General features: G+C 37.9%; 27 protein-coding genes and 1 pseudogene. 11 read left to right on the forward strand and 17 right to left on the reverse strand.

What is annotated here, in order from left to right; translation table 11 throughout:
- Positions 1 to 152: 152 nt before the first annotated feature.
- From dapA to V7083_RS08705, 14 genes and pseudogenes are all read right to left on the reverse strand, one after another.
- The gene (gene dapA, locus V7083_RS08640) at positions 153 to 1,028 is read right to left on the reverse strand and encodes a 4-hydroxy-tetrahydrodipicolinate synthase (RefSeq protein ID WP_335477113.1); all 876 of its coding nucleotides are present in this window, start codon (positions 1,026 to 1,028) and stop codon (positions 153 to 155) included.
- A gap of 64 nt (positions 1,029 to 1,092) precedes the next feature.
- Entirely contained in the window at positions 1,093 to 2,337 is a 1,245-nt protein-coding gene (gene dapG, locus V7083_RS08645) for an aspartate kinase (RefSeq protein ID WP_335477114.1), read from the reverse strand.
- 37 nt (positions 2,338 to 2,374) lie between these two features.
- Positions 2,375 to 3,424, reverse strand: a complete 1,050-nt coding sequence (gene asd / locus V7083_RS08650) for an aspartate-semialdehyde dehydrogenase (protein WP_335477115.1) — start codon at positions 3,422 to 3,424, stop codon at positions 2,375 to 2,377.
- A gap of 181 nt (positions 3,425 to 3,605) precedes the next feature.
- The gene (gene dpaB, locus V7083_RS08655; RefSeq protein WP_335477196.1) at positions 3,606 to 4,208 is read right to left on the reverse strand and encodes a dipicolinate synthase subunit B; all 603 of its coding nucleotides are present in this window, start codon (positions 4,206 to 4,208) and stop codon (positions 3,606 to 3,608) included.
- The gene (gene dpaA / locus V7083_RS08660) at positions 4,205 to 5,104 is read right to left on the reverse strand and encodes a dipicolinic acid synthetase subunit A (RefSeq protein WP_335477116.1); all 900 of its coding nucleotides are present in this window, start codon (positions 5,102 to 5,104) and stop codon (positions 4,205 to 4,207) included. Before dpaA ends, dpaB begins: the two co-directional genes overlap by 4 nt.
- 158 nt (positions 5,105 to 5,262) lie before the next feature.
- Complete coding sequence (locus tag V7083_RS08665) at positions 5,263 to 5,505, reverse strand: YlmC/YmxH family sporulation protein (protein ID WP_335477117.1); 243 nt, start codon at positions 5,503 to 5,505, stop codon at positions 5,263 to 5,265.
- Positions 5,506 to 5,608: 103 nt separating this feature from the next.
- A complete protein-coding gene (locus V7083_RS08670) occupies positions 5,609 to 6,844 on the reverse strand; it encodes a M16 family metallopeptidase (protein ID WP_335477118.1) in 1,236 nt (411 codons plus the stop codon).
- Positions 6,845 to 6,943: 99 nt separating this feature from the next.
- Positions 6,944 to 7,888, reverse strand: a complete 945-nt coding sequence (locus tag V7083_RS08675) for a polysaccharide deacetylase family protein (RefSeq protein ID WP_335477119.1) — start codon at positions 7,886 to 7,888, stop codon at positions 6,944 to 6,946.
- Between the two features lie 121 nt (positions 7,889 to 8,009).
- Positions 8,010 to 10,127: a polyribonucleotide nucleotidyltransferase gene (gene pnp, locus V7083_RS08680; RefSeq protein WP_335477120.1), complete on the reverse strand. Its 2,118-nt coding sequence runs from the start codon at positions 10,125 to 10,127 to the stop codon at positions 8,010 to 8,012.
- Positions 10,128 to 10,351: 224 nt separating this feature from the next.
- A complete protein-coding gene (rpsO, locus tag V7083_RS08685; RefSeq protein ID WP_335477121.1) occupies positions 10,352 to 10,621 on the reverse strand; it encodes a 30S ribosomal protein S15 in 270 nt (89 codons plus the stop codon).
- A 157-nt stretch (positions 10,622 to 10,778) separates the two neighbouring features.
- Positions 10,779 to 11,504 (reverse strand): annotated as a pseudogene (gene ribF / locus V7083_RS08690) (riboflavin biosynthesis protein RibF); the annotation flags it as partial.
- A 101-nt stretch (positions 11,505 to 11,605) separates the two neighbouring features.
- Positions 11,606 to 11,818 carry a hypothetical protein gene (locus V7083_RS08695; RefSeq protein WP_335477122.1) on the reverse strand — a complete coding sequence of 71 codons (213 nt, stop codon included), beginning with the start codon at positions 11,816 to 11,818 and terminating at the stop codon, positions 11,606 to 11,608.
- Complete coding sequence (locus tag V7083_RS08700; protein ID WP_335477123.1) at positions 11,815 to 12,018, reverse strand: helix-turn-helix transcriptional regulator; 204 nt, start codon at positions 12,016 to 12,018, stop codon at positions 11,815 to 11,817. The genes V7083_RS08695 and V7083_RS08700 overlap by 4 nt, the downstream gene beginning before the upstream one ends.
- 265 nt (positions 12,019 to 12,283) lie before the next feature.
- Entirely contained in the window at positions 12,284 to 13,396 is a 1,113-nt protein-coding gene (locus tag V7083_RS08705; protein WP_335477124.1) for a site-2 protease family protein, read from the reverse strand.
- Between the two features lie 131 nt (positions 13,397 to 13,527).
- On the opposite strand from V7083_RS08705, the gene V7083_RS08710 reads away from it, so the two are divergent.
- Positions 13,528 to 13,824 (forward strand): hypothetical protein, encoded by a 297-nt coding sequence (locus V7083_RS08710; RefSeq protein WP_335477125.1) that lies wholly within the window; start codon positions 13,528 to 13,530, stop codon positions 13,822 to 13,824.
- 293 nt (positions 13,825 to 14,117) lie between these two features.
- Here the strand turns inward: V7083_RS08710 and V7083_RS08715 are convergent, their stop codons facing one another.
- Complete coding sequence (locus V7083_RS08715) at positions 14,118 to 14,933, reverse strand: hypothetical protein (protein WP_335477126.1); 816 nt, start codon at positions 14,931 to 14,933, stop codon at positions 14,118 to 14,120.
- A 549-nt stretch (positions 14,934 to 15,482) separates the two neighbouring features.
- Between V7083_RS08715 and V7083_RS08720 the strand changes: the two genes are divergently transcribed.
- From V7083_RS08720 to V7083_RS08755, 8 genes are all read left to right on the forward strand, one after another.
- A complete protein-coding gene (locus tag V7083_RS08720) occupies positions 15,483 to 15,674 on the forward strand; it encodes a hypothetical protein (protein WP_335477127.1) in 192 nt (63 codons plus the stop codon).
- A 37-nt stretch (positions 15,675 to 15,711) separates the two neighbouring features.
- A complete protein-coding gene (locus V7083_RS08725; protein WP_335477128.1) occupies positions 15,712 to 16,086 on the forward strand; it encodes a VOC family protein in 375 nt (124 codons plus the stop codon).
- 145 nt (positions 16,087 to 16,231) lie between these two features.
- Positions 16,232 to 17,629 (forward strand): aldehyde dehydrogenase, encoded by a 1,398-nt coding sequence (locus tag V7083_RS08730; RefSeq protein ID WP_335477129.1) that lies wholly within the window; start codon positions 16,232 to 16,234, stop codon positions 17,627 to 17,629.
- 81 nt (positions 17,630 to 17,710) lie between these two features.
- Positions 17,711 to 18,577, forward strand: coding sequence for an EamA family transporter (locus tag V7083_RS08735; RefSeq protein WP_335477130.1), 867 nt, complete (start codon positions 17,711 to 17,713; stop codon positions 18,575 to 18,577).
- 17 nt (positions 18,578 to 18,594) lie between these two features.
- Positions 18,595 to 19,728, forward strand: coding sequence for a glycerate kinase family protein (locus V7083_RS08740; protein ID WP_335477131.1), 1,134 nt, complete (start codon positions 18,595 to 18,597; stop codon positions 19,726 to 19,728).
- Positions 19,729 to 19,932: 204 nt separating this feature from the next.
- The gene (locus V7083_RS08745; RefSeq protein ID WP_335477132.1) at positions 19,933 to 20,493 is read left to right on the forward strand and encodes a GNAT family N-acetyltransferase; all 561 of its coding nucleotides are present in this window, start codon (positions 19,933 to 19,935) and stop codon (positions 20,491 to 20,493) included.
- A 13-nt stretch (positions 20,494 to 20,506) separates the two neighbouring features.
- The gene (lepB, locus tag V7083_RS08750) at positions 20,507 to 21,040 is read left to right on the forward strand and encodes a signal peptidase I (RefSeq protein WP_335477197.1); all 534 of its coding nucleotides are present in this window, start codon (positions 20,507 to 20,509) and stop codon (positions 21,038 to 21,040) included.
- A gap of 81 nt (positions 21,041 to 21,121) precedes the next feature.
- Positions 21,122 to 21,466 (forward strand): PilZ domain-containing protein, encoded by a 345-nt coding sequence (locus V7083_RS08755; RefSeq protein ID WP_335477133.1) that lies wholly within the window; start codon positions 21,122 to 21,124, stop codon positions 21,464 to 21,466.
- A 21-nt stretch (positions 21,467 to 21,487) separates the two neighbouring features.
- Here the strand turns inward: V7083_RS08755 and V7083_RS08760 are convergent, their stop codons facing one another.
- On the reverse strand, positions 21,488 to 22,270 hold the full coding sequence (locus V7083_RS08760; protein WP_335477134.1) for a GNAT family N-acetyltransferase: 783 nt from the start codon (positions 22,268 to 22,270) through the stop codon (positions 21,488 to 21,490).
- A 126-nt stretch (positions 22,271 to 22,396) separates the two neighbouring features.
- On the opposite strand from V7083_RS08760, the gene V7083_RS08765 reads away from it, so the two are divergent.
- Together V7083_RS08765 and V7083_RS08770 are read left to right on the forward strand one after the other, a co-directional pair.
- On the forward strand, positions 22,397 to 23,620 hold the full coding sequence (locus V7083_RS08765; protein WP_335477135.1) for a MerR family transcriptional regulator: 1,224 nt from the start codon (positions 22,397 to 22,399) through the stop codon (positions 23,618 to 23,620).
- A gap of 107 nt (positions 23,621 to 23,727) precedes the next feature.
- Complete coding sequence (locus tag V7083_RS08770; protein ID WP_335477136.1) at positions 23,728 to 24,987, forward strand: MFS transporter; 1,260 nt, start codon at positions 23,728 to 23,730, stop codon at positions 24,985 to 24,987.
- Between the two features lie 82 nt (positions 24,988 to 25,069).
- Here V7083_RS08770 and V7083_RS08775 read toward each other — a convergent pair whose 3' ends face one another.
- On the reverse strand, positions 25,070 to 26,161 hold the full coding sequence (locus tag V7083_RS08775; RefSeq protein ID WP_335477137.1) for an HD-GYP domain-containing protein: 1,092 nt from the start codon (positions 26,159 to 26,161) through the stop codon (positions 25,070 to 25,072).
- Positions 26,162 to 26,253 lie beyond the last annotated feature (92 nt).

Raw genomic sequence — 26,253 nt, forward strand, 5'->3', positions numbered from 1 at the left:
TTCTTTAACATAGCCATATTTTTAAATCGACAGAAATTCAGTTATGATTATTATACTTGAAATATAAAAATAATTACAACAAAAAATGAAAAAAGTGACAAATCTCATATTAAAGCAAAAAAGTCAACCGAGAGTCGGTTGACTTTTTTGTGCTACTCGTATTGTTCCAACAATGAAGTTAAAATTTTTCGTTCTTGCTCAGATAGACCTACAAGTGGTAACCTAACAGATCCAACATCAAGACCTTTTAGTTGCAATGCAGTTTTAACCGGTGCTGGGCTCGGTGCAGCAAACAATCCTTGCATTAGCGGAAGCAAATGCTGGTGTAACTTAGCTGCTTTCTTAATATCCCCTTCAAAAAATGAATAAACCATTTCCTGCATTTCTTTCCCAATGACATGAGAAGAGACTGATATAACCCCAGTACCCCCAATGGCCAGCACTGGAATTGTCATGCTATCATCACCACTATACAGCTTAAAGTCATCATCTGTATTAGCAATAATCTTTGCCATTGCATTCAGGTCACCGCTAGCCTCTTTTACGGCAAAAATATTCGGTATTTTAGCTAAACGAATAATCGTATCGGGATGAATATTAACTGCTGATCTCCCAGGAATATTATAAACCATTACCGGAAGCGTTGTTGACTCAGCAATTGCTTTGAAATGTTGATAAAGGCCTTCTTGATTAGGTTTATTGTAATAGGGACCAACAACCATTATACCGTCAACATCCAACTGTTCAGCTTTTTTCGTCAGTTCGATTGATGCATAGGTGTTGTTGCCCCCAGTACCAGCAATGACTGGAATTCTTTTATTTACCACTTTGACCACATGATCAAATAACGCCAGTTTTTCTTCCTTTGATAATGTTGGAGATTCACCTGTTGTTCCGGCGATCACTAAAGACTCTGTTCCACTTTCAATTAAATAATTCACTAATTTCGTTGTTTTGGCAAAATCAATATGTCCTTTATTATCGAAAGGGGTAACCATAGCCGTGGATATTCGACCTAAATAAACCATGTTCCTGCTCCTTTCAAATCCTTCTCGCAAGAATACATATTCCTAATATTTTAGATAAGCCACTCTAAAATTCTAAACCATTAAACTCAAGAGATTCTTCCTCTAGTTGAAATGCATCATGCAAAGCATTCACAGATTTCACCAAATCATCTTGTTTCACAAGTACCCAAATTGTAGTGTGGCTGTCTGCAGATTGTAAAATACGAATTCCCTGATTTGAAAGTGCTGTAACAATTTTAGAGGTGACTCCCGGAACTCCGGCAATTCCCGCACCAACAACAGATACTTTTGCACAATGACGCTCAATCTCTGGGTCGTGGCCTAATTCCTTCAAGACATTTATCGCTTTGTCAGTCATTTCATCTGTTACGGTATAGACAACACCATTAGGAGAAATATTGATAAAATCGACACTGATTTTTTCATTGGCCATTGCCTTGAAAACTTCAGCTTGCAAATAATATTGGTCTTTTTTGGCATAAACCTTAATTTGGGTGACATTCGAAACATGAGCGATCCCGGTAACAAGTCGCTCTCTAATGTCACTGCCACGATTATTTTTATTAATGGAGGTAACCAATGTTCCTAGGTTATCAGAATAAGTTGAACGAATTCGAATCGGCACTTTTGCTTGCATGGCAATTTCAACAGCTCTAGGATGAATTACTTTTGCCCCTTGATAAGCCATATTACATACCTCTGTATAAGTAACAACTGAAAGTGGACGGGCATTCTCAGCGATTCGTGGATCAGCTGTCATAATACCTTCTACATCTGTAAAAATATCAATCCACTCTGCATTGAGGGCAGATCCTAGTGCGGCCGCAGATGTATCACTGCCGCCACGTCCAATCGTGGTAATATCGCCATTTTTGGCAGCACCTTGGAATCCGGCAACTACCACCACATCATTCTCTTCCAACTCTCTTAACAGTCGGTCACATTTCATTTCGATTATTTTTGCATTTGTAAAATCACTATTCGTTCTAAAACCGGCTTGTGCCCCTGTTAAAGCAACCGCATTAATGCCGCTTTCGACTAGCATATTAGTAAACACAATACTTGAAATGGTTTCACCACATGACATTAATAAATCATTTTCACGCTTAGAAAGCTTACTAACACTTCCACCGATTAAAGATAGTAACGTATCCGTTGCATATGGGTCTCCTTTTCTTCCCATTGCTGAAACAACAACAACCACTTTATATCCTTCGGCTATAGCTTTCTCAATATGTCCTTGAGCATGTTTTCTGCTCTCTTCATCCTTAACAGATGTTCCGCCGAATTTCTGCACAATAATTTTCATAATGACACAAAAACCTACCTTTTAGATGGAACTTTTCTTATTTTACTAGCCCTAATTTTATTAAGCTTTCTGCTATTTGCACTGAGTTCCATGCAGCACCCTTTAGAAGATTATCCGAAACAACCCACATATGGAAACCGCGGGATTCATCAATATCTTTACGAATTCTTCCTACAAATACATCATTTTTCCCTACACAGTTTGCTGGCATTGGGTAAATTTGATTCTCAGGATCATCCTGGAGGACAACACCCGGTGCATCTTGTAATAACGCCTTAATATCATTGGCAGTTACGCCTTCTGCTTCAATTTCAAAATAAACAGATTCTGAATGCCCAACAGCAACCGGTAAGCGAACACATGTCGCTGAAACAGGAAGATCTGATAAATTCATGATTTTCTTTGTTTCGTTAATCATTTTCATTTCTTCAAATGTATAGCCATTATCTTGAAATTTGTCAATTTGCGGAATGGCATTAAAAGCTATTTGATAATGATTATTATCAGATTTTACTGGTAAAATCTTTGGTTCATAGGATTCATTATTCAAAATCGCCTTTGTTTGATCTATTAATTCAGAAATGGCTGCAGCACCTGCCCCGGAAACTGCTTGATAAGTGGAAACGATGACTTTCTTTAATCCAAACTTTTCTCTAATTGGTTGTAACGCCACAACCATTTGGATAGTGGAACAGTTAGGATTAGCAATGATTCCATTATGGTTATGCAGGTCTGCCTCATTTACTTCAGGCACAACTAAAGGTGTATTTTGGTCCATTCGGAAGGCACTAGTGTTGTCCACTACAATTGCCCCTCGCTTTACAGCCTCTGGTGCTAATTCTTTTGAAACACTTCCGCCAGCACTGAAAAGGGCAATGTCAATTCCTTCAAAGCTTTCAGGCTTGGCTTCTTGTACAGTGTATTCTTGACCACTAACATTTATTTTCTTTCCAGCGGAACGCGCTGAAGAAAGCAATAATAAGTTTTTAATTGGAAAATTTTGTTTTACTAATGTTTCTATCATCTGCTGTCCAACTGCACCCGTTGCCCCAACAACGGCTACATTAAATCCATTTTGCTGACTCATTTTTGTTCCCCTTTCATCAATCACTGGCTGGTTATTTTACTCATTTTGCTGCCAGTATTCTACTTATATGTTTATTGTAAATCTTATCAGGGGGCTAAAGATATAGCCCACTGATGAATGATTAATTTATTTTATCATATTCTCGAAAAGAAATAACCTTTTTTGAGGAAAGGGTCGAAAATTAATCCGTATCTTTGTATCTCTCTACTAATACTGGCTGAATTTGTGTGCCTTCAAGAGCTGCAACTACTGTATCAACTAACAATGGCATTCTAGCAACCATCGAGTTCGGTTTTTTAATCGGATCATCCTGCCCATAGGGAATAAAATAAATATTTTTGGTGGCCATTAATCTCATTAAGTTTACTCCATTTAACCCTAGGGCATCATTAGTAGATATCCCTAAGACTACCGGTTTTAAATTTCTTAATGTTGCCTTAGCAGCCATTAATACTGGACTGTCATTAATCGCATTGGCAAATTTACTCATTGATACACCTGTTAATGGGGCAATGACCATGCAATCAAGCGGCAGTTTGGGTCCCAAAGGCTCTGCCTTCACAATTGAATCAATCACTTTATTACCTGTTAAATCTTCAATTCTTTCAACCCAATCATCGCCTTTACCAAATCGTGTATCGGTATTTTTCACAGTAAAGGACACCACGGGAATTACCTCAACTCCAGCTTGAACGAGCTTCTCTATTTCAGGAAACACGGCATCATAAGTACAATGTGAGCCAGTGAGCCCAAAACCAATTCTTTTACCTTGTAAATTCATTATCCTTTCCCCTTTCGATTATTGAGGTCATCCTGCAACAGCTGTGAGAGTACATCTGCAAGAATTTGGCCGGCTGTTTTGGGTGCCACAATCCCAGGTAAACTGGGTGCCAGTAGAGCTTTTATTCCCCGTTTCTCGGCGTAACGGAAATCAGTGCCCCCCGGTTTCGAAGCAATATCGATTACAAGCGTATGGGTCGGTAGTTTGGATATCACGGCTGCACTTACAATTTGCAATGGTATAGTATTAATTAATATATCAGTGTCGGATACCTCATTTTCGATTTGATTTAAATGAAAAGGAGTAACTCCCATTTCCGTTATCCTAGCGAGATGTTCGCTTTTCCTTGCTCCGACTTTGACTTTAGCACCAAGAGCATGGAAAGCTCTTGCAATGCTCATGCCACATCTCCCGAGACCAAGAACGGTCACATTTGAACCATGGATTGTAAAGTCAGTGTGCTGGATGGCCATCATAATAGTCCCTTCCACTGTAGGAATGGAATTGTAAATAGCTACATCATCCCTTGAAAATAACTGAACCAGCGGTCTGTTAGACTCCTTGACAATCTCATTTAGATAGGGATTTGTAATCCCGGAATAAATCCGGCAATGCTCTGGTGTCTTGGAAAGTATATCTGTCGTTAATACTACTTTTTCATTTGAAAAAATTGTTTCTACTTGGCCTTCTAAATTTGTTCCCGCTACCGGTAAAATAATGGCATCTATATTCGTGAAGTCAACTTCATCTAATTTTTCCTTAACAGCACCCGTGAAGGCGTGGTCAAGTTGTTCGAAACCAATGAGCGAAAGTCTCGCATCTAATTCAGTTAACTTCCGGATAATTTCCAGCTGTCTGGCATCTCCACCAATAACGGCTATTTGTAACCCTGTCAGCATGAAAACATTCACCTTCTTTATTTAAAAATCCTAAGAAGAATCCTTTGCTTATTATCACTTCAACATCTTATGTATGATGGATTCAATCTGTGAGTTTTCCATACGCATATATATAAAAAAAGCCCAAGCAACTATTAAATTGCTTGAGCTTTTTACCATTATTCTTCTTCCGGTACATCGATAATGATCATATCGGATCCAATTTTTTTAATGTGGGTCCAAGGTACTCGCAATTCTTCCCCTTGCTTTCTAAAACCAAACCATTTTAATGATGGGATTAGCAATGCCTGAATTTGTCCGGTATTTTCATTAATTTCTAAATCCGTCTGTCCGAGAACACCCAGTCGTTCTGCTTTTTTAACGTCAACTATTTCTTTTCCGCTTAATTCACTAAGTCGCATTCCCTTTGACACTCCTCTACCTTTTTTATTAGTGTATAATGAGACGGACAAAAATAGACTAAAGAAAAAGAGGCAGCCAGATATATGACTACCTCATTTCTTTTTATAAATTTGCTGGAAATTCACCGTCTGGACTGATCAAGGATACAGAAAATTCGTCTGTAAAGATCGATCTTGCCATGTCGTCTACACTCTTCTTTGTTACCAAGTCAATTTCAGTAATAATTTCATCTAGGGTACGGTGACGCTTCAACAATAGTTCGTTTTTGCCATTTCGGCTCATCCGGCTATTGGTGCTTTCTAAACTGAGCATTAGGCCACCTTTTAATTGTTCTTTGCTATTAGTTAATTCTTTTTCCGTAATTCCATTTTGTTTTAATTTTTCAAGCGTATCCTGGATGGTTTCATAAAGCACATTAAGCTGCTTTGCTCCAGTCCCCCCGTAAACAGTAACAATCCCGCTATCCTGGTATGCGGAATGATAGGAAAAGACAGAATAAGCTAAACCCCGCTGCTCACGTACCTCTTGGAATAATCTTGAGCTCATGCTTCCGCCTAAAATATTATTTAAAGTAATTAAACTGTATATATCATCGTGGCCAACTTTTAATCCATTAAACCCGATGCATAAATGGGCCTGCTCCGTTTCTTTTTTACGAGAAATTCGATTCGAATGAAATTCTGGAATGTTCTCAGTAGGCTCGTTATTTCCGCCTTGATAAGACCCAAAATATTGTTCCACTTCTGAAATAAAGGACTCTGATATATTGCCCGCAATGGAAATGACGACATTTTCTGGGGTGTAACGCTCGTGGATGTATTCTTTTAGCGAATCACCTGTAAATGTATTTAAGGTATCTTCTGTTCCAAGGATTGGATATCCAAGTGGATGTTCACCATAGACTGCCCTACTTAGTAAATCATGGACAATATCATCAGGTGTATCTTCATACATTTTTATTTCTTCTAAGACAACATTTTTTTCCTTCTTTAATTCCTCTTCAACAAAAGTTGAATTAAAAAACATATCAGCTAGAACATCCAAAGCAAATTTAGAATGTGTATCAAGAACCTTCGCATAATAGCAAGTATATTCCTTTGAGGTAAACGCATTTACTTGACCACCAATACTGTCAAAGGATTCCGCAATTTCTTTTGCTGTTTTAGTCGTGGTTCCTTTAAAAAACATATGTTCAAGAAAATGAGATATTCCATTTGTTTGTGGATCTTCGTTTCTTGATCCTGTTCCAATCCAGATCCCAATTGCTACAGACCTGACGGTAGGAATTTGTTCTAAAACGATTCTTACTCCATTTTGGCAAGTGTATTTATTTATCATCGACTTCCTCCTGTCTTTAAACAGCAGATGCTAGTATTCCATTGTCCATTATACCTATTATGGCTAATTTCTCCAACTTTTAGGTATTTTTTACTCCGATTATTTCATTATACGTTCTTCTTCCATTAATTCAGAGACGGTACCGATTTTTAGATTCTTTTTTTCAATTAAAGTGATTAGACGGTCAAGCGATTTTGCGGTTGATTCTGTTGGATGCATCAGGACCATTGAACCATTATCGATTTTTGAAATAACTCGATTGATTAACACATCGGGTGCCGGCTTTTTCCAATCAACAGTATCTACCGTCCACATGACGGTTTTCATGTTAAATTCATTAGCTACACGGACTGTTTCATCTCGATAGCTTCCGCTTGGGGGTGCAAACCAAGAACACTTGACCCCAGTTGCAGCCTCGATGATTTCATTGGTTCGTTTAATCTGTTCTCTTGCCTGTTCTGCTGTTAATTTAGCCATATCTGGATGCGAATAGGAATGGTTCCCCACTTCATGTCCGGCGCTTACAATCATTTTTGCCAATTCAGGATTCTTTTTTACCCAATTTCCTTCTAGAAAAAAACTAACCGATACATGATGTTTTTTCAATGTCGACAGCATGTCAGATAAGAATTCATTTCCCCAAGCAACATTAATGATGAACGTAACCATCGGTTTGTCTGGATGTCCTTTATATATTGGTGAAGGTGGTAAATCATCCAATTGCACTTTAGGTTTTACCTGTTTTAGTACTAATTTCTTTTCATCGAAGGTACCCTTATGTTTCATATTTTTATAAGAAGCAGCAAGATCCACTTTAAGACCATTATAGCCAGGGATCGCCTTCCATACTGGATCAATTTTTGCATCCGAAGGCGGTATTTCATATGTAGAAGCATTTTTTACAATACTTTGATAAAGTGGGTCTGAATTTTTAATGGTAGGAATTGCTTGATTCTTTATCGAACCGACATATTTATTAACCACCGGGTTATTTACTACTAGCCAAGCAAATAAAATCATAAAAATAATGGACGCCTTTTTCATTCTACCTTTCCCCCTCTTCTATAAAGAGTATGTAAAATGCGGACAAGGTAGAACGTGTATGTATGGCCTAAACCATGCAAAAAGTCAGGGAAAACCCTGACTACAATGGTGTTGGTTTATATTATTGATTTTGCTCTGCTTTTTCACGCTCTTCTTTTAAGACTGCTTTGCGTGATAAATTAACGCGGCCTTGCTTATCAATTTCGGTAACTTTTACTAATAATTCATCACCGATTTTAACAACATCTTCCACTTTTCCTACACGTTCTTCAGCAAGCTCGGAAATGTGAACCAATCCATCTTTGCCAGCAAAGATTTCTACAAAAGCTCCAAATTTCTCAATCCGTTTAACCTTACCAAGATACATTTGTCCTACTTCTACTTCACGAACAATATCTTCGATAATTCTCTTCGCTTTTTGGTTCATTTCCTGATCTGCCGAGGCAATAAAAATGGTACCGTCTTGTTCAATATCAATCTTAACGCCGGTTTCTTCGATGATTTTATTAATTTGTTTTCCGCTCGGTCCAATTACGTCGCGGATCTTATCCGGATTAATGTTCATGGTTAGAATCTTCGGTGCAAATGGAGACAGCTCTTCCCTTGGCTGCGCCAATGTAGCTAACATCGAATTCAAAATTTGCATTCTGCCTACTTTTGCCTGTTGTAGGGCTTCTTCTAAAATGTCACGGGAAAGACCTTCAATTTTGATATCCATTTGCAAGGCTGTTACCCCTTTGGATGTTCCGGCAACCTTAAAGTCCATATCCCCAAGGTGGTCTTCCATGCCTTGAATATCTGTTAAGACAGTATAGTGTTCACCAGATTTTACCAATCCCATGGCAATACCGGCAACTGGAGCTTTAATTGGTACACCCGCATCCATCATCGCCAAAGTGCTGGCACAAATGCTGGCTTGTGAAGTAGAACCATTTGATTCCAAAACCTCAGATACCAGACGGATGGTATAAGGGAAATCAACCTCAGAAGGAACTACCGGTTCTAAGGCACGCTCACCTAGTGCTCCATGTCCAATTTCACGACGGCCTGGTCCTCTGATTGGGCCCGTTTCACCCACACTAAAGGATGGGAAGTTATAATGGTGCATGAAACGTTTTTCTTCTTCAATGCCTAATCCATCAAGAATTTGAACATCACCCATTGCACCAAGTGTACAAATGCTTAAAGCCTGAGTTTGTCCACGGGTAAATAATCCTGATCCATGGGTCCGTGGTAAAATTCCTACTTGAGACGATAAAGGACGGATTTCATCAATTTTACGTCCATCCGGGCGAATCTTTTCAACCGTGATTAAGCGGCGAACTTCACCTTTAACCATTTTATCTAAAATTTGTTTAACTTGTTTTAAATCTTCATCTGTAGCTTCTTGCTCAGTATATTTTGCCAATACCTGCTCTTTCACTTGAGAAATGGCATCCTCACGGGCATGCTTTTCTTGAACTTGAATGGCTTTCACCATATCTGCTTCACACATTTCTCTAACTTCAGCTTCAAGCTCTTTGTCAATTTCATATAAAGCAATCTGTCTTTTTTCTTTGCCAATTTCAGAAGCAATTTTCTCTTGGAACTCAATCAAACGTTTAATCTCTTCATGACCAAACATAATGGCTTCAAGCATTACTTCTTCCGGAACCTCATTAGCTCCAGCTTCAACCATGTTGATCGCGTCTTTCGTACCGGCAACCGTTAAATGAATATCACTCATTTCAGCCTGTTCAACCGTTGGGTTAATAACAAACTCTCCATTAATACGGCCAACAACTACCCCAGCGATTGGACCCTCAAATGGGATATCTGAAACACACAAAGCTAAAGATGAGCCAAACATCGCAGCCATTTCGGTAGAACAATCCTGATCCACACTCATGACAATACTAATAACTTGTACGTCATTACGGAATCCATCTGCAAATAACGGACGGATGGGACGGTCAATTAAACGGCTAGCCAAAATAGCTTTTTCACTTGGTCGGCCTTCACGTTTAATAAAACCGCCCGGTATTTTACCTACAGCATATAAACGTTCTTCATAGTTGACTGTCAATGGAAAAAAGTCTAAGTTTTTAGGTTCCTTTGATGCTGTTGCAGTACTTAGGACTGCCGTATCTCCATAGCGTACCAATGCCGCTCCGCTAGCCTGTTTGGCTAATTGGCCGATTTCAACCGTTAATTTGCGGCCAGCCCAATCCATGGAGTATTCATGTTTCAATTGTTCCATACTTTTACCCCTCTCTATCTAAATCCCTTAGGAGGATCTTTCCAAACAATTTAAAATTTCACTTTAGCTATAAAAAAGTGTAGGATGATATCACATAGAAATTTATAGATATCCATAATACTTATAGTATGGACAAAAAATCTTGTATTAAAAAATATGTATAAAATATTCTTTTTTCTTTTTAAAAGCTAATAAAAAAGCGGGAAAATTCCCGCTTCCGTAAACTAACGACGTAGACCAAGCTTATTGATTAACACGCGGTAACGTTGAACATCTTTGTTACGTAGGTAAGTCAAAAGATTACGACGTTTACCAACCATTTTCAAAAGACCGCGACGTGAGTGGTGGTCCTTCTTGTGAACGCGTAAGTGATCGTTCAAGTTGTTGATTTGTTCAGTAAGGACAGCGATTTGAACTTCTGCAGATCCAGTGTCGCTCTCATGAGTTTTATACTCATTGATTAGTTCGTTTTTACGTTCTTGAGTGATTGCCATCCATATTCACCTCCTAATATACAATCCCCTGTTACCGAGCAAGCGTCGGTGACTCGACTTGCCAAGCAAAGGTTATTTTTAATACGTAATTAAGAATACAATGTTTTTTTATAAAAAGCAAGTTAAAAACAGATTATATTGTAGGAAAAACTTATATTTACCATGAACTTTTAGTATTTTGTCGATTACCTGCAAAGTATTCAATGGCTGTTTCTTTATCTGATTCAATTTGTTTTACGAGTTCTTCGATACCGGAGAATTTTTTTTCATTTCTTATATATAAGTGCCATTCAATTATTACTACTTCTCCGTAAATATCCTCGTTTAAATCAAAAAGATGAACTTCAATAGAAAGCTTTACTGCTTCTTTATTAAAGGTTGGTTTGTAGCCCACGTTGCAAACTCCATTGTACCAGCAATTTCTAACCTTCATTCTAACTGCATAAACACCCAGCGGTGGAAGGAGATAAAGATCCTTTAAATCCACATTTGCTGTAGGGAAGCCTATCGTTCTGCCACGTTTATCCCCGTGGACTACAACACCAGTCGTGGTATAAAATCTACCAAGTAATGCGGGGAGCTCATTAGTTTTTCCTTCCATTAACAGATTGCGTATTCTGGTGGAACTTACTTTTTCATGAGCTTCGGTCAGTTTTGGTACAATTGTAAAAGTAAATTGATCTCTTGAATGAAAGGGTAAGGTTTCCATATTCCCCTTCCCCATTCTCCCATAGGTAAAATCAAACCCCGCCACCACATGTCTTACATGAAGACTGATAATAAATTGATCAATAAACTCCTGAGGCAGCAAACCGGCAAATTCCTCTGTAAAATGAACAATAAACAGATAATCAATCCCTAAACCTTCTATTATATTTATTTTTTCTTTAACTTGTTCCTTTCAGAATGAAAAAAGCAAATGATGGTTAATAGGGTGAGAAATCTTAATGAATTCTTACCCTATTTTCTTGGAATTATTTTTCGTTATGAATTCATTTTTTTGCTATAAACCACTCTTGACCAAAAATAAACTGCAGAACCTATCAATAAAATGGTAAATTGCCATCCAGAATTTCCTTTGCTAAATAGTTCATATAAAGACCAAATCAATAGGGATAGGGTATAAAAAATAAATCCATATTTTGCGGATTGATCACTTTGATATTTTTCCATTTCATCTGCTTTGCGTAATCTCATTTTTTCTCCTCCTCAAAGTGGAATAATTTTTCAATTTTTGTATTTAAATTCATAGATAGCTTAAATGCTAATGTTAAAGTGGGGTCGTATTTATTATTTTCAATGGCATTTATGGTTTGTCTTGTAACTCCACACTTATTGGCTAGTTCTTCTTGCGAGAGTCTTAATTCTTTTCGTACATTTCTAATGCTATTTTTCAATCAAATCACCTAAAATCGAATAAATGTAAAAAACTTTTTACATTTAAATTTTAATTATTGTGTATCCAAATGTCAAATTGTTTTTACATTTATCCTTAAGTAAAACTATTGATAATCAAATCGTTTTATCAACTTTCAAAAATTATGATGGTATCCCTAAAAGAAAAACAGGGTAAATTCATATGTGATTACCCTGTTTCTTTAATTCCTATGTTTTAATGTTTGTACAGCAAAAGTACAACGTTTATAAGAGTATATTTAGTGTTTATCTATTCATAGCTTCTTGAATCTCTGGATGGTTCAAGAGAAGGTTATTCCCATAATAATAACTAAACGTCAGAGCAAGAACTAAACCTATATAAATGGAAAACAACTGCCATTTTGTTTTTTTACTGGTTTGATAATAGTTTTCCGTAATTTCAACTTCTTGTTTATAAGCAGAGATTTTTTCCTCCAGAGTTCTACGGATTGTTTCAATCGTTTGCTGGTTGTTATTTTCTTCTTCATCACTTAATATATGGATGCCTGATAAATGTTGAAGCAAAAGTTCTCTTTTCATTTTTTTAATTTCTGAATCTAGTATATTTATTTGTTCAATCATTTCCTTGTTGAACAGTCTTCCTTTTGCTTGATCAATCGCTCCTTGAATTGAATCCAAATCAATTGATTGCTGCTTTAACATAATGAGCATAAGATCCAGCTCTTGAACTTCCTTTTTATCATTTTGCAGGCTTTTTTGTTTTTTATAAATTTTGTACCATTCGGAGGCTCCCAAAAAGGCAATAAAAAAACCTAAGACACTTAGAGTCTTTATCGAATAGGCCAACAATAAGATGATACCTAGTGCCCACAGCTTAGTACTGATCCCGGCAGCAATTCTCCCGCCATCTAATGGGGTTATCGGAATTAAATTAAATAGATTAATTGTCCCGCCCAAAATAATCAATAAAGCCCAGAAAGGTTCGTGTGTAAGATCATATAACAGAAAGGCCGGCAAAAAGGACAATAATCCAAATAAAGGTCCCATATAGGCAACGAATCCCTCATCTTTTGCGTTTTTCGGCATTTCCTTTAGGCCGATGACCGCACCCATAAATGGAATAAATATGGCAGGACTAACTGGTAACTTAATTTTTCTAGCAGCATAGGCATGGCCCATTTCATGTACAAACAACAGATAAATCAGAGCTGCTGCAAATTTCCAACCAAAAAAAAGTGCATAGGTTCCTAGAGAAATAACCAGGCTGATAAGCGTATGAAGTTTTAGAAATTTAAGGATAGCTAACACAAATTTTAATTTACCAAGTAATAACACTGCGATTGTACTTATTACCCCAAGGAAAGTTTTCTTACCCCCGTGTTGATTCGTATTCGTCAAATGAACAACCCCTTTAATAATAAAACTATATCAATGTATGCCTGAATAAATTATACAGGATAAAATTGGAAATGTAGTATACTAAATACTAGTAAGGAAGTTTTTATGTGTTTTGAAAGGAATGAATCCTGTTGAGAGTCATTTTGGAGTTAATCCGGGTAACAATAATCCTTGTCATTCTTGGTGGAGTAATGGGGGGAATCGCTGAGTTAATCTATAAGAGCCTAGGATTACATGTAGATCAAACAAGTGGGGGGTGGCTAGTCGGTATATCTATCCTGATTTTACTTTTGGTTTTTTATCGAAATAAGCTGCAGTTTTCCGGTTTTTACAATGGTGGAGGAAGAAAAAAGCTGCCGAGAAAGGTTAGCGTAACCTTGGTCTCCTTGTCAGTAATAATGCTGGTTATTGCGCCGTTTTTTCATTAATGTGGGTAATCACATGCCCTTTTATCATTTTTGGTAAATGATAGTTTAAGTTAAAATTGTATAAAAATGTTGAGATGAAAAGATGAGAAAGGAAGGATTCTTCATGATTAATAATATAATTATTCCTTTTTTTATATTACTTTGTATTGTGGCAATCGGTTTTTTTCTAGTTAAATTATTTAAGAGAATGAAAAAGTCGTAAACCTCTTTATTTAAAGAGTGGGTGTTTGTCTGCTGTTATGTTGTAAAAAAAAGGGGCCACTTCCGATTTGATTGGATGGCCGCCTCCTTAGCTATTCTACGTTGATGACAAATGGAACAGTCAAAATATGGCCATTTACATTAAATTGCCCCCAGACTTTATAAACACCCTTGGTCGGGAAATAGGTCATGAAGACCACTTTAGGGCCTTTACCTTTTGGATATAAGGGGTGAATGTGCATGAACTGTTTTACCTCCTGATCAATAGCTACTGCATGACCGACCGTTCCTAGATAGGGTTGTAAATTATTTATTGGTTTATTTGATGCGGCATCATGTAAAGTAAAGTTCATATCGATATTTTTTTTTGCCGTAAGTTTCTCATCAAAAGATAGTGTAACCTTGGTTCCGTCGATCACTTTTGTTAGCGTTTTGTCTGGTTCCAGTGTTACTGGCTCTGGCGGAGTTCCCTGTACCGTTACCCAATGATTTTCAATACTGTAATCACTAGCCCCGACCGGTGTCATTTCTGCAATAAGCTTGTAATCCCCGCTTGATGGGAATTTCGTCGTGATTTCGAACCTTCCATCTTCCTTTAAAGCTGGGTGGATATGAGCGAAGTAAGAAAGGTCTTTACTTACGACCACTAAGTGCATTTTCTTCGTACTAACCGTTTCAAAATTTTTTATCAGCTTGTTATTTTTGTCTTTTATAAGGATCGAAATAGGTACTGGTTGATTGGGATTCATACTCTCGGGTGTGATCCATTCTGATAACGTATCCTCTCCGCTAGCCGGTTTCATATCCATCATTTGATGTCCATTTGTGTGCATGGGTACTTTTGCTGAACCACATGCCGATAATAATAAAACTATTAATAGTATGTAAATAATAGTTATTTTTCTCAAAAGAAATCCCCCTTTTTGAAAAATGTTCCAGTTAAGTTTATTTATAACATATCATATTAGGCAGAGGATTCAAGATTAAAGCTTGGATTCATACAGCTTTCCATTGGAATTAAGCTTGTCTTCTGAATGGAAACGAATTTAAACTATGAATCTTTCTGGAGGGGATTTCCGGTCTATTGGCGAATTATAAACTATTGGCTCTGTGTAAATGGTGAAATTTTTTTGGAATACAGCAAGGAGGAAAGCCATATAAAGGGAGGGGATAGAGTAACAAAGCAAAATATTACGATTTTAATGTCCATAGGTTCCTTAAAGGTCTTGAGAGGACTAATCCTGATTTTTTAAATGTTCATTTTGGAACATCAGTTGCAGAAGTTTTGTTAGTAGATCAGGGTGGGGCGGATATTGGTTATTACCAAATTATCGTAAATACCTGTATTCATAGCTTTTTAGTGGCTGGAGGTATCCTTTTTGGTATAGGGCTTTTACTGGTTGCCTTGACTTTTTATAGGATGTTAGCAATCAGAGGAATGAATAAGAGGTGTAGCCATGAAACTTATAATGGGCTTAGTTGTGCTAATCCTAATTATTTCATTGATTTTAACCCTGGTAGTTACGAAAAAGCCGGATGAAAATTACAGTGGATCGTCCAAGCAGAATACTACTAACTTAACTTTGATCTATGTCGTATTTATTTTTTTGGCTTTACTGGCACTAGGGGTTTATATTTGGTTGGTTTAGCCAATAAATAGGGAATATAAAAAAGGGAGTGAAGGATTTGATTAATCAAGTTGGACAGATTATGTTGTATGTGAACAATCAAGATGAAGCAGTGAAGTTTTGGACCGAAGCAGTTGGCTTCAAGGTGATTTCTGAGGTGGATAATGGTCAGATGAGATGGATTGAAATTGCCCCAACAGAGAACGCAGAAACTACGCTCATTCTGCACAATAAGGAATTCGTTGCCAAAATGGCACCTGAATTAAACCTTGGCACTCCATCTTTAATGTTCTTTACACAAAATCTTGATCAGTTCCATAGTGATTTGTCTAGTAAAAATATTAAAGTCGGCGATATTGTAACCATGCCTACAGGCAGAGTATTTAATTTTGCTGATTATGAAGAGAATTACTTTGCGGTGACGGAAAAATAGAATAAATGGTTTTCAGTTATAAGGAGGCACTTAATGTGTCTTTTTTTTATCTTAAAAGGTGACCAAAACATAGATAGACGAAGTTCTAACGTTTATAATAAATGGTAAAGATTCGCCAAAAATAGTAATGAAGGTGGTGAATGTCATGATTTTCCCTGAATTAACCCCAGAAAATGTAAGTGATATTCTTCAAGAGCATCATCAATACTTCCATTCCCAAGAAACAAAAAATATTGATTTTCGTTTGCAGCAGCTAGAGAGATTAAAAAAGGGGATTATTCAGTACGAGTCCAAAATTAACGAAGCGCTAAGGAAAGATCTTGGAAAGCATCCTTTCGAGTCGTACGCTTCCGAGGTCGGATTTGTGTTAAATAGCATTACCCATACCATGAAGAGATTAAAAAAATGGGCAAAACCTAAAAAGGTGAAGACACCGGTTGCTTTATTTCCATCAAAAAGCATGATCAGGTACGAGCCTTATGGGACAGTTCTTATTATTGGACCCTTCAATTACCCCTTTCAGCTGTTGATTGAACCCCTTATTGGTGCGATTGCAGCCGGAAACTGTGTTGTTTTAAAGCCTTCAGAAGTTGTTCCTAATGTTTCAGCTGTCATAACGGAAATGGTTGATACCATTTTTGATAGAGCCTATATACGTTCTATCCAAGGCGGAGTCGAAACGACCACATCATTAATCCATGCATCCTTTGATTATATTTTCTTTACCGGAAGTGTTCCTGTTGGAAGAATCGTCATGGAAGCAGCTGCGAAAAAATTGGTGCCTGTCACCCTTGAATTGGGCGGGAAGAGTCCTGTTATTGTTGATCAAAGTGCTGATATTAAAGTGGCGGCTAATCGAATCGTTTGGGGAAAAACGTTAAACTCAGGGCAAACCTGTGTTGCTCCGGATTATCTATTGGTACACGAAAGTGTTAAAGATGCATTGATTGATGAAATGAAGCGAGCGCTTACTAAGTTTTACGGAACCAATATTGAAAAGAGTCCCGATTTTGGGAGAATTGTTAGTGATAAACATTTTGCCCGATTAAAAAACATTCTTGAAAAAGAAAGGGATCACATCATTTTTGGAGGAGCTACCAATTCCGAAACCCGCTTTTTTGAACCAACTTTGATTGAAGCCACTTGGAATTCACCATCAATGGAGGATGAAATATTTGGGCCGCTGCTGCCCATTTTACCGTACAAGGAATTAGATGATGCCATAATCTCTATTAACCAACTTCCGAAACCATTGGCCTTATATCTTTTTACATCGGATAGACAAGTTGAAGAAAAGGTGTTGACGGAAGTATCTTCTGGCGGGGTAAGCATTAATGAAACAGTCACACACCTGGCAAACCCTGAATTGCCTTTTGGCGGTGTAGGCAACTCTGGGATTGGAGCCTACCACGGGCATTATAGCTTTACGACCTTTTCACATGCCAAAAGCATTCTCAAGAAAAGCACGAAAATTGATTTACCCTTGTTATTCCCGCCATACAATGATAAGAATTTAAAATTAGTACGACGGTTTTTGAAATAAAGAATTGCTCTTCGTTTTTGGCCAAATAACCTGGCCTTTTTTTGTTAAACTCTATAACGGAACAAGAAAAAGGAGAAAACAATGAGTATTTTTTTAGCATTATTAGCAGCCATATTTGCGGCGCTTACAGCAATTCTAGCTAAAATTGGAATAGAGAATGTGAACTCTAACTTAGCCACCGCAATCCGGACCATTGTTGTTTTACTGATGTCTTTCCTGGTCGTGATGGTTACCGGCCATTTTGGAGAGATCGTGCTGATCTCCAGAAAAGAACTTGGGTTTATAGTCATGTCTGGCTTGGCAACGGGGTTCTCCTGGCTATTTTTCTTTAAGGCATTGGCAATAGGGGATGTCTCTAAAGTTGTTCCTATTGATAAATCCAGCGTTGTCCTAACCATTGCTTTCTCCGTTCTTGTTTTAAGAGAGCCGGCCAACCCCCTTGTAATGGCAGGAGGGGCAATCATTGCCGTAGGAACATTTATTTTGATTGGAAAAAATGAAGAAAAGAGACGATTTACCGGTTCACAAATCTATATTGTGTACGCGATTATATCTGCTTTATTTGCGGCTCTAACGTCTATATTAGCAAAGCTGGGGATGATTGAGGTAGATTCCAATGTGGCGACCTTTCTACGGACCATTGTGATTTTGGTGTTTGCCTGGGCGATTGTCTTTTTCCAAGGAACTCATAAGGAAATGAAAGAAATTTCGAAAAAAGGTTATTTGTTTCTAATCCTCTCGGGAGTTGGAACAGGGCTATCCTGGTTATGTTATTTTGCCGCTATTGCGATCGGAAAAGTCTCTATTGTGGCTCCGATTGATAAATTTAGTGTTGTTCTTACCATGCTGTTAAGTTTTATTTTTTTAAAAGAAAAGCCGCAAAAGCATACGATTATTGGCGGAATTGTCATCACTGCTGGAACAATTCTATTAGTCTTAAAATGGTAAGTAAAGGATAGATGGTTATGAAGTTTGTGCTGGCACCTGATTCATTTAAAGAAAGTATGACAGCGAAAAAGGCTGCTCTTGCTATGGAAAAAGGTATAAAAAAGGTCTTTCCTGATGCGGAATGTGTGTTGGTTCCGATGGCTGATGGTGGAGAAGGGACGTTGGAATCTCTAGTAAACCTGTTTAATGGGGAACTTATTCAAACAGAAGTAATCGGTCCACTAGGAAAACAGATATTTGCGGAATATGGTCTTTTGTCAGAGGGGCAAACGGCTGTCATTGAAATGGCCAGAGCAAGTGGTTTGGAATTACTGACATCGGAGGAGCGAAATCCGCTTATCACGACTAGTTATGGTACCGGAGAACTAATCAAACATGCCCTGGATCAAGGAGTCCGTCGATTTTTAATAGGAATCGGCGGCAGTGCGACCAATGATGGAGGAGTCGGAATGCTCCAGGCTTTAGGTGTTTCCTTTAAGGATGAAAATGGTGGTGAATTAGAGTTTGGCGGCGGGGCCCTACACCGCTTACATACGATTGATATAAGCGGCTTGGATGAGAGGTTAAAAAACGCTCAAATCGATGTCGCCTGCGATGTCACTAGTCCCCTGATCGGTGAAACCGGGGCCTCAGTCATTTTTGGACCGCAAAAAGGTGCAACTCCTGAGATGGTGAAGGAGTTGGATCAAAATCTCACCCACTATGCCAACATGATAAAGCAACAATTAAATCATGATATTGCGTGGATGCCAGGAGCAGGGGCCGCTGGCGGACTTGGAGCTGGTCTTATGGCGTTCTTACATGCAAAATTGAAAAAAGGAATTGACCTGGTCATTGAGTATAGCAGGCTAGAGGAGCGAATCATAGGATCAGACTATGTTTTTACTGGAGAAGGTAGCATGGATAGTCAAACCCTGTTCGGCAAGACACCATCAGGGGTAGCCGCCATTGCGAAAAAACATTCTGTCCCTGTCATTGCCTTTGCCGGCAAGGTGGGCGACGGTGCTGAGGCTCTATATGAACATGGGATCACCGGGATTTTTGGAATTTTAAAAGGAGTAACTTCTTTAGATGAAGCTTTAAAGTTTGGGGAAGCTAATTTGGCATTTGCTGTAGAAAATGTTTGCCGGATACTTAAATTGATGAGGTAGTGGTATGAAGAGAGGGCTTACGTACCTGTTTTGGCAGAAAGCGGAAAAAGTGGTTTGGTAGCAGGACTCTCAAGGGGAGGTAGCCGTAAAAAGTGATGAGAGAATTCCGATAGCTACCTTCCCGCAACAAAAAGTAGAGCAAATTACAAAATTGGTTTATACTGGAAATGACGACATACATATCAATGAGGTGAACCAATTAAAATGAACATGGAAGCTATTTTTCAAGAGATGCCGACCTTATCCTCTGAATCTCTCACTCTCAAAAAAATCACTGAACAGGACCTCGATGCAGTATTTTCCATTTACGACAATGAACGGATATTTGATTTTTGCGGCATCATTCCTAAGCACAATAAAGAAACTGTTAGAAAGATGATTGGCCATTTTGAGCGGGATTTCCTAAAAAGAACTAGGGTCAAATGGGGAATCTTTCAGCAACATGAGTTGGTTGGGATCATTGAGGCGCTTGATTTCAATCAAAAAGTCAATATGGTCACGGTAGGCTATCTAGTTAATGAATCCTATTGGGGCAAGGGGATTGCCACGGAAGCCGTAAGAGTATTAATACAATTTTTATTCGAAAAAGCAGATATTAACCGAATTCAGGCTGAAGTCATGCCGCAAAATGAGAATTCAAAAAGAGTCCTTTTAAAAAATGGTTTTAGTAAAGAAGGACTACTAAGGCAAGCAACATTGTGGTCAGGTAAAGGAATTGTTGATATAGAGCTTTACGGACTTCTTAAAGCAGACATTTATTCATGAAAGGAGGCGATTACTGGTGAAATCACATACAAAACGTGAGTTGAAAAGCTGGGGGAAATCGATGATCATTGCGATTGGAATCGCTGCTGTAGTGAGGACATTCTTATTCTCCCCCTATGAAGTGGAAGGGGCATCAATGGAACCAACACTACATAACCAAGAAAGGGTTTTTGTGAATAAATGGGGTGACCTCAAAAGAGGGGAAATCATTATTATAAAGGGGGAAGATGAAAACTACGTAAAAAGACTAATCGGTCTACCTGGAGATACCATTGAAATGGAAAACGATCAATTAGTTATAAATGGGGTATTATTTGACGAACCATATCTATCGGAAAATCGGAAATTAGCAAAGAGAGTGAGCAATCTATTAACAGGTGACTTTGGACCAATTAAAGTTCCAAAGGACCAATATTTCGTGATGGGGGACAACAGACTATACAGCATGGATAGCAGGAACGGTTTAGGCTTTATCCAAAAAGCAGAAATTATTGGGCAATCAGAATTTGTCTTTTTCCCTTTTTCACAAATAAGAAGAACAGATTAAAATGCAAACCTATTTTTTTAGAGAGAAATAGATTATAATTCCATATATGTAATTTCTACAAAAAACTCACCAGGTGATTCGATGAAAACTAAGATAAGTCGAAGAGTATATGACCGAGTAAAATTCAACATTCCCATGAAAGCCTCGATCGAACTTGTCAGTACTTCGTTTGATCAAAAAATGATATCAGAAAACGAGGAAGTCGTTTATGTTATTGATTTGAGTGCGGGTGGAATGAGATGTGCCAGCCAAGTGGAATTCCCGGTGAATTACTTAAATATGTATAAAATCTTGCTAACCTTAAATGGCAGAGAGTTAGTTTTTTACGGAAAGGTTATTAGAAAACGGAGTTTGGACAATCAATTCTTTGAATACGGTGTCCAATTCAATTTTAATCATATTAATCAAAATCAAGGGATAACGTAAAAAACGGTATCCCTTAAATTTTTACTGATGCATCGTCCACATCCCAATATCTTTAAAGCCAAGTCTTTTGTAAATGCGCCCTGCTTCGGGATTATCATAAAAAAGGCACAGGATTTTTCCTTCACTCAAGACTTCCTTAAATAACTTTTGCATGATAGCCGTTGCCAAGCCCTTACGGCGATATTCCTTCCGGGTACAAACTCCGACAATCATCGCTGACATGGAATTTTCCGCAGTTGTAGAAACGCATGCAGACATCATGCCTTTGTCCTCCGTATAATAGGTTCTGCCAGAGTTAGACTCCATCACCTGAACTAACATTTTGCGTGCATCTTTATTTATATGGAATTCTTCTATTAAACTGCGAAGCTCAATGATTTGATCAACGTCCGCAATGGTAGCCTTTTTTACCTCGACATCAGTAGTACTAAGATTTTCGTCGGAACGGCATTCAGCAAAGAAAGTAATCCTTTTTGCACCCAATTTCAAACCTTCGTAGCCTTCAAATTTTTCCACGATATCGGACTTGCCTGAAAGTGAAATAGGTTGGCTGTATTGTTTCATAATGGCAGCAAACCCGTTGATATCGAATTCCCCCTTAGCATAAGGAATAAAGGATTGATGAAATCTGAGCATCACCGCTTTTATATTGTTTTCAGCATCCAACTCTGCCCAAAGCTCCTGAAATTCTGAAGAATAACCGAAGGCTTCAATATCACCGATGATAAAAAGATTAATAGAAGGCTCCTCACTTAAAAAAGCCATTATCTGTTGATGATCCTGCTCAGTAAGTTTTCTAATCATGTCAACTCCCCCTTTGTGTTACTAGAGTATACACATAATTCTAAAATTTCAAGATAAAAATGGTAGGACTTTTCAAGATTTACCGAGAATTGTATGGTAAGAATAAAAAATCACTGGTGATGAATGATGAGAATCGGGAAATTTGGTAAGGAAAATAACTTGAGTATCGATACAATCCGGCATTACATGGATTTGGGGTTAATTGTTCCAGAAAAGAAGGGCGGCCAATACGAATTTGACGAGAACTGTCAAAAGGACCTGGAGCTTATTTTGGAATTTAAGGGGATGGGATTTAGTCTAAATGAAATCAAAACAATATTTCATTATAAAAGCTTTGGAAACCTGACAGATTATGAAACGGAGCTTTACTACCAATCGTTGTTTTTAAATAAAGTAGAAAAAGTGGAACAGGAAATTAAGGATCTACAAAATATTAGCCATAAGCTAAAGGGAAAAATAGATCAGCTTGCCGCTAAATCTTTAAGGGAACGCCATTCAACGGGCATTGATCTAAGTGTTTTAAATCTGCTTTGCTGTCATAAATGCCATGAGCCTCTCACACTTCTGGACGGGACCATTAGTCGAAATCAGATCATGGATGGCAAGCTTTCCTGTGAGTGTGGCGAGGTCTACCTCATAGAATCCGGGATATTAATAGTAGGAAATCCGGTAAGGCCCGAAAGTGAAAGTGCACTAGCAAACAGTGTCCATGAATATATTCAGGAAACGGACCCGACATTTCTGGAAAATCTCAATATTAGCTTGCATGTATCGAAACGGAAGCTTCATCAAATTGATTTGCACAAGAAGGTCTTGCTTGAGCTGGGAACAGGGGTTGGTTTTTTCCTTCGAAATATTCTTCAGGAATTACCGGAGGATTGTCTCTACATTGCTGTGGATCATAATCTGGAGCGGCATCAGTTTTTAAAAAGCCTGCTGGAGAGAAGTGATTTCAAGCGAAAAATCCTTTTTATTTGTGCAGACTTTCTGGAAATTCCTATCCCCAACCAAACCGTCGATATTTTGATTGATTCCTCGGGAACGAGCAATTACAGCTTTAAACATGAAGCGTTTCTGCTTCGGGAGGTAGATCACCTCATCAAGCGGGAGGGGTATCTATTAGGATCGTATTTGACTTTTAAAAATTTCAGTCCAAAAAGTAAAATTGCTTCCGAATACCGGGATCATTTCATGGTGAACAAAATCAGAAAAAAAATTGCTGAATTGGGATATGAAACACTGGATGAAAGGCTTTCTGAACCGATTGACCGTGGCGGACGATTCGAAGACTTTTTTGTCCAGGGAGAAGAAATCTATTCTTATTTATTTTTCGGAAAAAGGTGGGGTTAACCCTATCTTTTTTTGTTTTTTAGCTAAAAAAGTATGAAATCCACCTATTGCGGCTGGGTTTACCCGACATCTTACACTTTTATTAAAGAAAAGGTGAGGTGGATGTTATGAATTTCATAAATCGAACAGAATGGAAAAATCTTTACATTTATTCGTCAGCGAAGACGATTTCCTTATTTGGCACATCGATTTACCAATTTGCATTGGGTTTATATGTTTTAAAATTAACAGGATCTGCTTTAAGCTTTGCAGTCACCTTGATTTTGGGAATTATTCCGATGGTGTTAATCAATCCATTTGCGGGTGTGATTGCCGATAAATGGAACAAAAAACGGCTGGTTGTTTCAATGGATTTGTTAAATGGGCTCCTATTAGTAGCGGTGTTTTGGTTTAGTAGTATAGTTGGTTTAAATCTGATCACCATTTATGTAACAACCTTTTTGTTGACGGTGTTCACAACATTTTTTGGGGTGGGAATGGAGGCAGCAAAGCCGAATATGGTATCTGAACAAAAGCTGATGAGTATTAATTCGATCAGTAAAATCATTGATTCCGTCTCTTCCATCATGGGGCCAATGATTGGAGGAATTGTGTTTGCCCTTTTTGATATAAGAACCTTTATTATCTTTAATGGAATCTCCTTCATTCTTTCAGGATTATCGTTGATGTTGATTAATTTTAAACTTTTTCAAGTGGGTGAGCAGGCTACGGAAAAGGTCCAATTTATCAAAGATATCAAAGAAGGGTTTCAATATTTGAAGGAAAAAAAGAATCTAATCAACCTTTTTATTTTGCTCATTTCGCTTAATTTCTTTATGGGCTTTGCGGTTATGGTACCTTTGCCTTATATTTTGAATACGGTGCTGGGACTGAGTCCAAAAGAATTTGGCATCATCGAGGGCGCTTTGCCCGTGGGGATCATCCTTGGGGCGTTAATGGTAAAAAAATTAACCAACAAGATTTCTTATGGGATTTTTCTAAAGTATTTGAGTATTACATTGGCAGTATGTATGATCCTAATAGGATTTCCGGTATTACTGGAAAGTTATTTATTACATCCGGTCTTTTATGTCATCTATTACTGCATCGTGATGTTACTGATAGGTGCCGTTATTGCCTTGATCGATGTACCGTTGGCTTATTTTATGCAAAAGGAAATTCCTGATGAATTTAGGGGGCGAGTGCTTAGTATCGGCATTAGCATAGCGAAAACGATGTTACCTTTAGCGATGATCACCGCAGGCTTGCTCTTAAACCACTTTTCTGCCTACATTATTCCAATTGTAGGTGGGATTATGTTTCTGCTGTTTACGATGCGGTCAACGCCTAAAGTTCGTGTTGAGATTGTAATAAACTCCAGAGCCTAGAAAAAGTTGTTGAACGGCTTTTTTATTGGCTCTACCGTTTTCATAAATAAAAGGTTCCTTGAAAAAAGGAACCTTTTATTTATTAGAGAATGGCATCGCACCCTGTAATTGTAATATTCAATTGATCCGATAAAGCGATCTCATATGGTTGATCCAATATGTTTCCGTAAGGATCTTTAATCACACGAACAGTTGGACGATCAGGAACGTTAAATTTATATTCCGATACAACAGCCGTTTCTCCAGTACTCAAGGTGACAGTTACACCAACAGGATAGGTAGCCACAGCTTTTTGGAATGCTTTAAGATAAAAGGGATCAAATTGGGAGTGTGTTCCTGCATAAAGGATTTCCATCGCTTCATGTGGGAGCATCGCTTTTCGGTAACTTCGATTTGAAGTTAATGCATCGAATACATCTGCTACGGCTAAATGTCTAGCGAAACGGGAGATTTCTTCCCCTTTCAATCCTTTTGGATATCCTGTTCCGTCTAATTTCTCGTGATGCTGATAGGCACAAATAGCAGATGAAGTAAAAATAGATGGCTCATTGCGGAGAATTTCCCAACCAAAGTCAGTATGTTTTTTAATCAAATCAAATTCTTCTGCTGTCAATCTCCCTTTTTTATTAAGAATTTCTCGAGGAACATGTAATTTTCCAATGTCGTGCAACATGGCTCCCATGCCGATGGCCTTCATTTCTCCTCTCGTCAATTTTAATTCCATTGCCATCGCAAATGTGTAAATGGTAACATTCGTACAATGAGCAAAGGTATAATCATCGTGAATGTACACATCAGACAATAATTTAGACACCTTTTTCGTTCTTTGCACTTCATTAAGCAAACTGTCAAGAACATTCAGCAATCTATCAACGTTGAAATGTTTGATTTTCTTTCCATCACGACTATTTCCTTTAACTAGTTCATCAAATGTTTCTTTAATTCGAATATTCGCTTCTGCCCGAAGTTCAATTGGTATACCATCTTCAATTTCTAAATCATCGGTTAAGCCATCATGAATATATAAAACTGATACATTTCTTTGTTGTAAACGATGGATGATCCTATTTGTCAGGGTAACGCCTGCTGCGATAAGAACATTTCCACGTTCTGTATAAATGGGCTTTCCGACTACCATTCCGGGGTGGCAGTTCCCTATAGATACTAAACGCAATTTAACACCTACTTTTTCTCTACAGAATAAATCGTTGTTTATAGTTGAAAATATTTAAATTCATAGATTAGGATCTTTTTCAATCTAAATAT

It is taken from the genome of Bacillus sp. JJ1764 (assembly GCF_036962145.1).
GTDB lineage: Bacteria > Bacillota > Bacilli > Bacillales > Cytobacillaceae > Neobacillus.